This is a genomic window from Phyllobacterium sp. T2-21 (assembly GCF_055378485.1).
The window spans coordinates 298,972-310,631 of record NZ_AP027915.1; the positions used below are offsets into that span (position 1 = coordinate 298,972).

The window sequence follows — 11,660 nt, forward strand, 5'->3', positions numbered from 1 at the left end:
TCATCGGGCGGCGGTTATGATTTCAGGCCGAGTATCTCCGCGGCCGTCGGCCGTCCGGTAACCGCGCGCTGAATGGCCTCTTTTGTCGCCTGGTAGTTGTAATCGTGTATCCTGCTGTCGTCGCGCGCCTGCCAGTGAATGAAAACACCGACACAGATAAACAGGTTGTCGGCTTCCTCGAGCGGGATCACGCCTTCCGCCACGCAATCGCGCACTGCCTTGGCAATACCCGATTGCGCCGGCCCGAACAGCTGCATGGCCTGGCCGGATCCGCGGATCGTGACCTTGTTGTACATCACCGTATTGGGCTTGCAGGGCAGGTTCGGCTCGATCACGGCCAGAACCGAGGTGAAACCGTCCTTGTTGTTGGTCAGGGCGTTGCAGAACGCGGTTTCCACCGCGCTGCCGCGCGGGCCGATCAACAGGTCGATATGGGCAACCTCATTGCCTTCGCCGACCAGGGATTCGCCCACCATGACTCTGTTGATGATCTGCATGCCGATTCCTCCATCTCGCGCAGCTATAGCCCAAGATGCGGAAGCGGGGAAAGAATTGTATTCTGCGGCCCGTCAGAGTGTCAGATCGAGCGCTTTCAGCCGATGCGCGACATCCTGTCTGCGGTCGGAATGGACGGCAAGGATATTGGCGACCCGTCCGGCGGGAAAAGCCGTGTCGGTTGCAGGGCCTGTCGGCAATTGTCTGATCGTGTCTTCAAGAACTTCCCAGACCTCGTAGCCCCAGCCGGACAGCCGGTCGAATATACGGCCCGGAGTGGTTTTCGACAGCGTCGCGAGGACCTCGCGGTTGACCTCGACCAGCATTGTCGGCTTCGATGCCGTAATGGTTTCGGCAGCCCCGGCGAAGAACAATTCTTCGGCGCCTTCAATGTCGACCTTTATCGAATCCGGCTTGAGGCCTTTTGCGATGCGGTCCAACGTTTCAACCTTCGTGCTGCGCTCGGACGTGGTGTTTCCGGAGCCGGCAATCAGGCTGGTTGCGCCCGCATTGACCGTGTGTTCGGCAGTGTTGAGCTCCATGATGCCCGGAGCATCGGCAAGCGCCAGTTTGTGAACTTTGACGGTTTTCGAAAGCTTGTTTTCCGAGATGGATTTATTGAACAGGTTCCACAGATGCGGGAGCGGCTCGAAAGCAACAACCTTGCCGGAGAAATTGGGTTTGCTTGCCACGGACAGCGAGTAATATCCGACATTGCCGCCGACATCGAAAAATACGCCGTTGTCCGGCGTCACGGCCTTTATGATGTCGATATCAAACTTCTCATATTGGCCGCTAAAGATGCCAAATGTCATGTGGTATTGGCGCAAATCCAGATAAATCTTGAATTTTTGCTTTGTTTCATAGAGCACTTCGATGCTCTTTCGAACAAAATTGCCGAAGATAACTTCTGCGTGTCTATGGTGAAATTCATCGGATGACAGGAACATTCTTCGATGTTCCCCGAACGGGATATCCGAGATATCGAGTAAATTCTCGGAAATTGCATTTATCTCTTCAGCATTTGCGTCGCGTCCAAGAATAAATTTGTAGCAACTCATAATGTCATTGTAACTCGTCATGACGCCTTCACATTCATTGGAGTGTATCAGATACATCAGGAGAAATTCGTGCTATTACCGTACAACTTGCACGGCATTTGCTAACAATTCATCCAATACTTCAAAATGTCCACTCCAATCTTGTGGAGTGTGTCGTGATTTACTTCGGTACTCGCCGGCATGCGCTTCGATTGCCGCCCGCCAGCCAAGGCCGTCACAGGGATCGAGCAGCGTTGCCTGGTCGCCGACAATTTCCTTATGGGACGGAATGTCCGACGCGATGACAGGCGTTCCCGTCGCCATGGCTTCGGCAACCGGCATGCCATATCCCTCGACGAAGGAGGGGGCGAGCAGGGCGGCGGCACCGGACATCAGATCGGCCAATGCGGCATCGCCCAGATCCGGCACTTCGAGCACCATGTTGCGCAGCTGGGGGCACCGGTCCAACGTGGCAAAGACCTGCGCGTTTTCCCAGCCGCGCTTGCCCGCGATCACCAGGCGCGGCGCGCTGTCGCCATCGCGCTCGACGAGCCAGCGCCACAATTGCAGGAGCAGGATGTGGTTCTTGCGCGGTTCAATGGTTCCGACAATGACGAAATAGGGGTTTTGGGTGCGGGGCATGCCCGCGCGGCGGACCTGGCGAAAGCTGTTCTCGATGCCCGGAGGCAGAATCGCCATGGGCGGTGCCACGCGTCCGCGTTCGTCGGCAAATGACCGCAGCGAACGCGCCGTTGTCTGGGAATTGCACAGGATAAGACCGGCATGCCGCAGCACAGTCTCCATCCGTTGCAGGTGGCGCTGGGGCTCCTTCCTGCGGACAAATTCGGGATGGGTGACGGGGATGAGGTCGTGGACGTAGAAAACGCCGCTGCGGCGCTTTCCGTCAAGCCATGAAAAGGCGGCAGGCCTGTCGAGGTTCGTATGGGAGACATGGACGAAAGGGGTGTTGCGCGCCATCGGCCCGGCCGGAAACAGGGTCCGCAGGGCCTTTCCGGCGACCAGACCCCATTGTTTCACCTTTGCCGGCTTTGATCCGGCCGGGGCGGGCCTGATATCACACCAGGAGATCCGTCCATCGATGGCCGCATAGATCTCTTCCAGCTCGGCAGACTGCCTCGGGCTCAGCGCCGTGCCGGACCAGCGCGCACTCAGGTCGGTTATCAATCCCGCTGCACGGCCCTCATTGATCGCAATCGGCTTGTTCCGCCCCATTTCGACAAAAAGCGAACTGCGTTCCCTGGCCCAATGGGCGTATTGCAGTTCAAAGCGATCAATCCCCGTTGGCGTCGAATAATGCGCGCGTCCGATCAGGCGGGAGATGTCCATGGCTATTGCATTCATCGTGCCCACCCAATCCGGCGTAATGACCGGCGCAACACGCCGGTCTTGTTGTGTCGCGTTGCGTGAATTTCATCGATAACGTCTTCCACCTCGCAGGGCAGACCGGTGTTCCCGGAGAGATAGCGGGGATAGAGAATGAGAACGCCTGCCATGAGCGCATCGAGCGACAGTGTGCGGCGCGGGCGAAGCGGCGTGACGGCGTCATGGGTCAGGCCCCAGCCCGCATAAAACGGCAATCCGTAGCACCACACCGGCCGTTGCCGGATCAGGGCTTCGAAGCCCAGCTGCGACGTGGCGACATGCACCTCGTCACTCGCATCAAGCAGGGTGTCGAGCGCGACATTGCCGACGGCAAGGTCGGCCAGCTTGCCAAGTGCAGCGGCATCGCAAAGGCCCTGCCGCTTTCCCGCCAGCAGATCGGGATGTTCCTTGTACACCACGAAGGCATCCGGGCGGCGCGTGCGCACCATCTGCAGCAATTGGAGGTTGGAGATGCCGCCGGTGAGGCCAAGCCGCAGGGAGGCATCGTCCGGCACCTGTCCGGCAACGGTGACGATGCGGCGGCCGGCGGCGAGCGTGCGGTAGTCGGGCGATGGGGTGACGTCGAGATTGTATTTGCTGATCCCGTATTGAATGATCCGCTGGCGCAGGCGGGCCGCCCGGGCGAGCAGCAGCGGGCCGAACGATGCTGTGCGCAGCAGCCTCTCCAGACCGCTTTCGCGGGTGGCATCGTAATAAAGCGCCTCCCGGTCGATACAAAGCGAGGAGGCGGGCGTCAGGTTGGCGCCGAGCCCCGCAGACCGGATGAAACCATCTTCGATGCGCAGAACCGGCAACGGTGCTGGGAGGGCATTCCCCCGATGGGGTTCGTCGGCATTCTGACCCCAGCGCACGAGACAGTCGGCCTGTGCCAGCTGTTTTTTCGTCGGCACCTCACCGCAGAAACTGACGCTGGACCAGGGTCCCTGCAGCAGACGCCGGATTGTCGGCCGCTTATGGCGCGAGAAGCCGGCGCAGAGATAGTTGCCGCGCCGTTCCAGCGCGTGGTGCCGCCAGGCGACAAGCCGGTCGATGGCCTTTTCGGCCGTGGTTTGCCGCCTTGTCACGGGGTCGACATAGAGGGCGTACTGAAGCAATGTTGCCGCGACAAAAGCATCGAGACTCACCCGGTGTGTGCGGCGGTTCAAAGCGGCATTGGCAACCGGGCCGTCGGCCCAGTCCCGTGTCAGACCCCAGCCGGCATAAAACGGAACGCCAAACGTCGTGACGGGGATTGACCGCAACAGCGCGTCGAAACCGAACTGGCTGGATACCGTCCAGACTTCATCGACGACATCGAGCAAGGCATGCGGCGATACGTTCTCGTCGATAAAGCGGATATTGCGCCTTCCCGCGAGCTGGCTGAGATACCCCCTGGCATAACCGGCAACACTATCCGGATGGCTTTTGACCAGAACGGTTGCCCCGGGCACGGCGCAGGCTTCATTGGCCATATGCCGGAACGCGTGGTCATCGGCACCCGCTCCCCTCACCGAATGATCACCGGCCACCTGATCGATGAGCAGGATCCGCCGGCCATGGGTTGCGGGCAGGGCGACCGGACGGTCCGGGAAGTGATTGTACTTCGTCAGCCGGTGTTCAACGATCATGGCGTGCAGCGTGCGGGCGCGGGCGAGATCCGGCTTGTCGGCACCCCACTGCAGCAATTCTTCCAGGCGCGATGGCCTGGCGGCATTGAAATAGATGCCGAGATCGTCCGCCACCATCGACACCGGCGGTGCCCCTGCCTTGCCAAGCCCAACCGACCGGAGAAAGCCGTCTTCCAGCGACCAATAGGGAATGCCGCGCATAGCGGCCAACCCCTTTCCCAGCCGGGCAAGCGGCTTTTCACCCCAACCGACAACACCGTCGGCGCGGTTCCAGGCCATTTCCGCCGACCTTATCGCGGTGGTGCCGAGCGCTGGTCCAATGAGGGGAAACCGCAGCCTCGTCGGCAGGAATGCCAGCAGCGCGGCGCCCTGCGGCGGCAGCCAATTCGCCTGCTCTGCCGCTCCAATTGCAGTCGCGCCAGCGTTTGCCGGGCCTGTTGCCTGAAGGGGGAGTGATCGGGCGAAACTCATGGCGTTCCGTTCGGAATGTCGGGCGACAGCGCGGGAATATTGACCGCAATCATCTTCAGGTCCCGCTGGATGCGTTGCACGACGCGTTTGCTTGTGGCTTCGGTCAGGTTGCGCAGGTAGAAACTGCCGTTGACGAGGCTTTCCTCGTGCATGCGCGCATTGAATGCCTTGACGGCGTCGCGGCGCGGCGGAACCGGCGATGTCCAGAAGCCATCCATTCCAGCGGTGTCACCCGGCTCGCCGCCATGTCGGCGGCCCCAAACCAGATCGCGCTTGTTGTAGATTGCTTCGCCGAGGGAAAGCACGGGTTTGCCGTGGTTCAGGGCCAGCAATCCCGAGGTGCTGTTGACCGTTATCAGCCCCAGGGAGTGCCGTATCAGCAAGCCGATGGAGCCATCATCGACGACATGGACCCGCTCCGCGCAGCCGGCGATCCGTGCCAGTTCCATGGCAAATGGCCGGTAGCTCTTGTGGCCGCGGTCCATCGGATGCACCTTGATCACCAGATGGTGCGCCGGCGCGGCATGCCGCCGGAATGAGCGGATGCTTTCGGTGATGAGCTTTTCCATTGTCCAGCCGCGGCCATGCCGCAGCAGCTGCTGATCGTCGTGCACCTGCAATGCAATGACGAAATACTGGTTCTCCAGATTCTCGATCAGATTGAGCATCATCGCGTTGTTCGCGGGATAGTGGCGTATTTTCCGGCAGAAATTCCGCGTCCAGAGAACAGCTTCCGACAGAATACCCCGGCTGCGATGATGGACGTTGCCGCGAAAGAACACGGCGCCAGCCGTCTTTGCCAGGTAGTAGCGGACGGCAAACAGGGTCATGGCGCGGAAAAGGTTGCCCTTGACCTGTTCTATCGGGAGCGGCGACGATGCAGGCCGCGCCGGCTGGGGCCTGCGAAGGGGCGACAGCGCATTGTTGCCATCCCATTCGCAGGTAATGAAATTGGGGCGGATATAGCCTTCCTCAAAGCAGGAGACGGGCACGCCGGCGCGCAGCGCAACCATGATCGCCTGGCGGTGGTAGGGCCGGCTGTCGCCGAACAGGATGATTGCCTCCGGCCGCCTGCTGCGTATGAACGCGTCCAGCCAATCCGACCAGGCATCCATGGAACCGCAGAAGTTGAGCGTGCCTGGACCATGCGAAAACAGCCAGTCTCCGCCGTTGAAGTTGATCTTGAGGACATCAAAGCCCTGTGTTTCGAATGTACCGGAGAGGATGCGAAAAAATGGGCCCACGGGGCCCTGAAGCAACAGGACAAGAGGCTTTTGCGAGGAGATGCAACGGTTTGCCCGTCCGCGGATCGGAAAAGGAACGATTGTGCCAGATTGCCCGGATTTCTCCTCCACAGGTCGTCAAGCCCCTTCGCAATCGGCTCCGCATTGACGTTATGTCGGCAGAACCCAAAACAAACGCAATTTCAGGTAGTTATTTCATTCGGATTTTTGCGGCGCTATACTAATTCCGCCAGAACAAGTATATTTACGACAATAAGATGTGTATTTGTCTTTTCATTGTTGTTGATGAACATTTGTATTTTATCATATTTGATTATATCAATAGTTGTATTCAGTTGTAATTGCAGAATATTTATTTTAATTATATCTTGGCGTTGTAGTGGATGGCATCAGGCCGCTGGCGGAGATGAATATGAGTTTGGCATTATCCGGCAAACATTCTGAACCCGATGCAGCGACAACCGGGCATGTCTTGGCATGACGCGGCTTAGTCCCAACGACGAATTCATCGACTACCTGACGCTGGTTGATCTCAGCCAGTCCGAAGCTGAGAAAGCGCGCAAAGACCATTGGACGATACGCCTGATGGCGCTGTTGCGCCGGCATGTGCTGCTTATCCTGATGGTCATTCTCCCGACGACGCTTGCCACGGTGTATTACGGGGTCATTGCCTCGCCCCAATATGTATCGGAAACGCGCTTTGTGGTGCGCAGCCCAAACAGAAATGCAGCGGGCCTGCTCAGCGGATTTTTGCAAAGTACAGGCTTCGTTCGCGCCCAGGACGACAGCTATGTTGTGATGGAATATATTGAATCGCGCGCCGCCGTTGCCACACTGGAAGCGAAAACCGATCTGCGCGCGATACTGTCCCGGCCCGACATCGATTTTCTGACGCGCTTTCCCCGCATCTGGGGCGATGCGACGGAAGAGGCGCTTTACAAGCACTATCTCAAAATCATGAAAGTCGGTACGGATTCGGGCGGCGGCATCACCACCCTTGAAGTGCGCGCGGCACGGCCTGAGGACGCGCAAAAACTGACGGAAGTGCTGCTCGACGGCGCAGAAGCGCTGATCAACCAGCTCAATGAGCGGGCGCGCCAGGACGCCATACGCTACGCCAAGCTCGAGGTTGCCGACAGCGAAAACCGGATGGCGGAGGTGCAGAAGTCGCTGACGGAATTCCGCAACAAGGTTGCTATGATCGACCCTGGCAAGCAGTCGGCGGTCATGCTCGACATGATTGCGAAGTTGTCGGACGAGGTGGCGAAGAACAAGGCCCAATATACGGCGCTGATCCAGCAGGCGCCGCAAAGCCCGCGGATACAGTCGCTTCGCAGCAGCATCGATGCCATGGAGACGCAGATCAGCATGGAGCGGGCCCGGGTTGTTGGCGGAGATACTTCCATGGCGCCATTGATTGCTCAGTATGAGCAATTGCTCCTGCAGCGCGAACTCGGCATGCGGATGCTGGAATCGTCATCGACGTCGCTCGAGAATGCAAAGATCGAGGCGCAACGGCAGCAGCTTTATCTCGAGCGGATCGTCAATCCCAACCGCCCTGACCATGCCTTGTATCCAAGGCGTCTGTGGTCGATCCTGCTGACCTTCGTGATGTGCTTTGCCGCATTCTGGATCGTCCGTTTCATGCTCAACCAGATTTACGAGCACGCAGAGACATGAGCAATTCGGACACACTGACGTTCACCCATCCCGGTGGTGCTCCGCCTGCATTCACCGCGAACATCCCGTCACCCGACGGATTGCCGAAAGACGGCACCATCGGCGTGTATAACCTGGTCAAGGAATATCCGGTCCATGGCGGAACCCGGCGCGTGCTTGACGATATCACTTTCGAAGTGCGCCCCGGGGAGAAGATCGCGATACTCGGCCACAATGGTGCGGGCAAATCCACGCTGGTCCGGTTGATCGCGGGCATTGAAAAACCAACGGCCGGCCGGGTCGTACGGTCCATGTCGCTTTCATGGCCCATCGCCTTGAGCGGTGGTTTTGGCGGATCGATGACCGGATATGACTGCATGCGGTTTCTGTCACGCATCTATGACAGGCCGCTCGATGAGATACGCGACAGCGTCGAGACCTTCAGCGATCTCGGCAAATATCTGCAGATGCCGATTAAAACCTATTCATCCGGAATGCGCGCGCGCCTCTCGTTCGGCCTGTCCCTTGCGATCGATTTCGACTGCTACCTGATCGATGAAGTCATCGCGGTTGGCGACCAGCGCTTTCAGCGCCGGTCATTTGACGAGCTGTTTGTGAAGCGCAGGGATCGGGCGATGATCATCGTTGGCCATACCCTTGATATGATCGCCGACCAGTGCAAATCGGCGCTTGTCCTGAAAAGCGGAAGGGGCCGGGTCTTCGACGACGTCAAGTTTGCGTTCAGTATTTACGCTTCGCTATAGATTGTGCAGGCGGTCGTTCAATCGCGCCTGGCGATGAAGTAATAGGCATGAATACCCGTTGCCGACTGATCGTGGAGAAGATGGACATTCGTCATCTGGTTCTTGTGGAACAGAGCCAAAACCGTATTCGCATCATAGTCATACATCTGTATGTCCGGATGGCTGTAATTATCCCGGTCAACAAAGACTGTTTCGTTCTTGTAGTAGTCATTGCGAAAATACATGACCCGGTCATTGTAATACTCGGCCTTGTTCGCCGTCTTGAACAGCGGGATGTGCAGTGAGGCGATCCCCCCGCTTTTCACACATTGCAACAGATCGTTGATGATGAAATAGCCGCGACGCGGCTCGATGTGCTGCAACACGATGTAGCTGTTCAGCCAATCGACTTTGACGCCTTCCTTGACGAGCGTTTCAGCACTTTCAACACATCGGACGTTATCAAGGCCATGACGGGCAACGTTCTGCAGGGTGATGGAGCGCATTGTCTCCGATATGTCGATGCCGATGGCGTTCTTGGCCTGCTCGGCCAATGGAATGAGCAGCCTGCCGACGCCGCAGCCAAAATCGATGACGGATTCCGTTGGCGTCGAAAAACCGGGAATAAGACTTTTGATCTTTGCCCGGAGGTTCGCTACATCGGCGCGGCCCCGCGCAAAAAACGTCTGCAGATGTTTTTTGGTCAGTTTCTTTGATTTGAATTCGTCCTCGGTCAGAACCGCCCAATAGGCATTGTCTTGCGCCAGTTTTTCCCAATCTTCACTTGTATCGCGCATGGGATCCTCCGCTGTTGCTGGTCCGAGTGTTTGGTAAACGGCAGCCTTTGCTCTCATTCAAACTTGACGTGTCCTTTGACGCGTTCAATGAGGTAAAAGCCCACGGCATTTGTGAGCAGACAAGCCGAAAAAACGTATGAGACATCATAAAAGGGCTTGATCGTATTGCCGAAGGTACCGGCCCGGAACATCTCGTAACAATGCACTGTCGGCACGTAGAGCGCCAGTTTCTGGGCTTCGTGGGGCAGCCAGGACACCATGAAGAACATGCCGGAGATAGGCAGCATCAGATACTGAAGCGGCGCGACCAGCTTTTCAACAACCTCAAATATTTCCGCCAGCGCTGCCAGAACGAGCCCGACGGAAAAGGCAAACCATGCCATGAACAGCCAGCCGGCCAGGACGAGGCCAAGATCGGCAAACGGTTCGATAAATCCTGCCAGATAGGCGCCGTGATAGACAACCAGCAGGGCGAAAGTGGTTCCGCCGATCTCCAGCAAAGCCCGGGACATCAGCGCATCGGCCAGGCCGATCTGCCGGTGATACATCAAAGGCAGATTTTGACGGATGCAGCTCACCATGTAGGACGACACGTGCCGCCACAGGGTCAGGGGCATATAGCCGCTCAGAACGAAGGCAATGACTGTCAGCCCGTGCGCTTCATGACGCATCAGGGTCCACATCAACATGACGCCGCATGTCAGAATCATCGGTTCAAGTATCAGCCAGAGGAAGCCGATGTTTTCGCGTCCATAGCGGGTTATCATCTCCCGCATGACCAATGCGCCCAAAACACGCCCCTGCGCGCGCAGGCCAGTAAAAAAGCGGGATCTCGTGTTGTATTGAGGCAAGACAGCTTTCATTGAATGTCTTCTTCAAGTTATATCCACTGAACGTCAAATGAAACTTTATACGTTCTTTTCATCGGTGCAAGAGCGATCTAAATACTTCACAAGCCATATATTTTAGACATATACTCTTTTTGTTTCAGTTTGAATGAAATGAGGCGTGCAATATTCAATTTCTTTGCTGCAAAGGATTAGAATCATAAATAGTCTGGCGCATAATTCTTTTGTTCCGTCCTCAAGGGGAAGGAAATGGGGCGTGTTTGCCAGGCTCTGGCAGATACGGCTGCCCTTGGTCGTCATCGTGCTTCCCGTTCTGCTGGTCAGCGTCTACTACGCATTTATCGCGGCGCCGATTTATGTTTCGCAATCGTCCTTTGTCGTGCGTGTCTCGGCACCACCCTCGTCGTCAAGTTTCGGCAACCTGCTGCAGAACAGCGGCATTACCCGATCCCAGGACGACACATTCTCCGCGCAGGAATATATCCGGTCCCGCGACGCCTTGCAGCGGATGAGTGACGACCTGCCCATCCGCACCTATTTCGATCGTCCGGAGGCGGATGTTTTTGCGCGCTTCCCGGCACCGTGGCAAACCGGCCTGTTCGAAGAGCTCTACCGGTATTTCTCGCAGCGGGTGCAGGTCATTCACAACGACACAACCGGCATCACGGTTCTCCGGACATCGGCGTTCCGGCCGGACGATGCCTATGAGATGAACCAGAAGCTGCTTGAACTCGGCAGCGAGCGGCTTCTGAAAATGAATGAGCGGGCGCGCGGCGATGCCATTCGCTTCGCCACCACCGAGGTGGGCAATGCCGAGCAGCGCATGATCGATGCGCAGAAGGCGATCACGCTTTTCCGCAACAGGGAATTGATGATCGATCCGGGGCAGAACTCCGTATCGCTGGTTGAACTGATGAGCCGGCTGAGCGCCGAGCTGGCCGCTTCGCGCGCCAGTCTTGCCGAAACGCGGGAAACGGCGCCGGATTCCAGTTCGATCCCTTTCATCACCAGCCGTATCAGCGCCCTGGAAGAGCAACTGAAACTCGAGCAGCAAAAAGTTGCGGGAACGGACAGCTCCATCGCCCCCAGAATTGCGGATTATGAAGGGCTGATCCTGCAGCGGGAATTTTCCAACAAGGCACTCCTGTCCGCGCTCGATTCGCTGAAGACAGCAAGGGCGGATGCCCGGCGGCAGCAGCTTTATCTGGAGGTTGTCGTGCCTGCCAATCGTCCTGACAAGGCGGAACTGCCGACGGCCATACGGAACATCACGATTGTTCTGCTGGTGACGTCCATCGGCTATCTGCTCGCCTGGCTGCTGCTCACCGCAATCCGGGATCACAGCAACTAGG

At 57.7% G+C, this 11,660-nt stretch carries 10 protein-coding genes; 3 read left to right on the plus strand and 7 right to left on the minus strand.

Annotated elements, in window-relative coordinates; translation table 11 throughout:
• Positions 1-14 precede the first annotated feature (14 nt).
• The 5 genes from fae to ACZ5FP_RS23540 form a co-directional block, all read right to left on the minus strand.
• Positions 15-497 (minus strand): formaldehyde-activating enzyme, encoded by a 483-nt coding sequence (fae, locus tag ACZ5FP_RS23520; RefSeq protein WP_223614787.1) that lies wholly within the window; start codon positions 495-497, stop codon positions 15-17.
• Between the two features lie 72 nt (positions 498-569).
• Complete coding sequence (locus ACZ5FP_RS23525; protein WP_464664481.1) at positions 570-1,367, minus strand: FkbM family methyltransferase; 798 nt, start codon at positions 1,365-1,367, stop codon at positions 570-572.
• Positions 1,368-1,631: 264 nt separating this feature from the next.
• Positions 1,632-2,882 carry a glycosyltransferase family 4 protein gene (locus ACZ5FP_RS23530; protein WP_464664482.1) on the minus strand — a complete coding sequence of 417 codons (1,251 nt, stop codon included), beginning with the start codon at positions 2,880-2,882 and terminating at the stop codon, positions 1,632-1,634.
• Positions 2,883-2,893: 11 nt separating this feature from the next.
• The gene (locus ACZ5FP_RS23535) at positions 2,894-5,017 is read right to left on the minus strand and encodes a capsular polysaccharide biosynthesis protein (RefSeq protein ID WP_464664483.1); all 2,124 of its coding nucleotides are present in this window, start codon (positions 5,015-5,017) and stop codon (positions 2,894-2,896) included.
• Complete coding sequence (locus ACZ5FP_RS23540; RefSeq protein ID WP_464664484.1) at positions 5,014-6,261, minus strand: capsular polysaccharide export protein, LipB/KpsS family; 1,248 nt, start codon at positions 6,259-6,261, stop codon at positions 5,014-5,016. Before ACZ5FP_RS23540 ends, ACZ5FP_RS23535 begins: the two co-directional genes overlap by 4 nt.
• Positions 6,262-6,738: 477 nt before the next feature.
• On the opposite strand from ACZ5FP_RS23540, the gene ACZ5FP_RS23545 reads away from it, so the two are divergent.
• Both ACZ5FP_RS23545 and ACZ5FP_RS23550 read left to right on the plus strand, forming a co-directional pair.
• On the plus strand, positions 6,739-7,941 hold the full coding sequence (locus ACZ5FP_RS23545; RefSeq protein ID WP_464664485.1) for a KpsE/RkpR family capsule polysaccharide export protein: 1,203 nt from the start codon (positions 6,739-6,741) through the stop codon (positions 7,939-7,941).
• Complete coding sequence (locus ACZ5FP_RS23550) at positions 7,938-8,684, plus strand: ABC transporter ATP-binding protein (protein ID WP_463013221.1); 747 nt, start codon at positions 7,938-7,940, stop codon at positions 8,682-8,684. Before ACZ5FP_RS23545 ends, ACZ5FP_RS23550 begins: the two co-directional genes overlap by 4 nt.
• Before the next feature lie 17 nt (positions 8,685-8,701).
• Here ACZ5FP_RS23550 and ACZ5FP_RS23555 read toward each other — a convergent pair whose 3' ends face one another.
• A complete protein-coding gene (locus tag ACZ5FP_RS23555) occupies positions 8,702-9,460 on the minus strand; it encodes a class I SAM-dependent methyltransferase (protein WP_464664486.1) in 759 nt (252 codons plus the stop codon).
• A 53-nt stretch (positions 9,461-9,513) separates the two neighbouring features.
• The gene (locus ACZ5FP_RS23560; RefSeq protein WP_464664487.1) at positions 9,514-10,236 is read right to left on the minus strand and encodes an ABC transporter permease; all 723 of its coding nucleotides are present in this window, start codon (positions 10,234-10,236) and stop codon (positions 9,514-9,516) included.
• 328 nt (positions 10,237-10,564) lie between these two features.
• Between ACZ5FP_RS23560 and ACZ5FP_RS23565 the strand changes: the two genes are divergently transcribed.
• A complete protein-coding gene (locus ACZ5FP_RS23565; RefSeq protein ID WP_464664488.1) occupies positions 10,565-11,659 on the plus strand; it encodes a KpsE/RkpR family capsule polysaccharide export protein in 1,095 nt (364 codons plus the stop codon).
• The last annotated feature ends 1 nt before the right edge of the window (position 11,660 follow it).

What these genes read in the sequence shown, in the direction of transcription:
- ACZ5FP_RS23550 (WP_463013221.1), top strand. Translation starts at nt 7,938, where the DNA reads ATGAGCAATTCGGACACACTGACGTTCACCCATCCCGGTGGTGCTCCG.
- ACZ5FP_RS23545 (WP_464664485.1), top strand. Translation starts at nt 6,739, where the DNA reads ATGACGCGGCTTAGTCCCAACGACGAATTCATCGACTACCTGACGCTG.
- fae (WP_223614787.1), bottom strand. Translation starts at nt 497, where the DNA reads ATGCAGATCATCAACAGAGTCATGGTGGGCGAATCCCTGGTCGGCGAA.
- ACZ5FP_RS23530 (WP_464664482.1), bottom strand. Translation starts at nt 2,882, where the DNA reads ATGGACATCTCCCGCCTGATCGGACGCGCGCATTATTCGACGCCAACG.
- ACZ5FP_RS23560 (WP_464664487.1), bottom strand. Translation starts at nt 10,236, where the DNA reads ATGCGGGAGATGATAACCCGCTATGGACGCGAAAACATCGGCTTCCTC.
- ACZ5FP_RS23555 (WP_464664486.1), bottom strand. Translation starts at nt 9,460, where the DNA reads ATGCGCGATACAAGTGAAGATTGGGAAAAACTGGCGCAAGACAATGCC.
- ACZ5FP_RS23535 (WP_464664483.1), bottom strand. Translation starts at nt 5,017, where the DNA reads ATGAGTTTCGCCCGATCACTCCCCCTTCAGGCAACAGGCCCGGCAAAC.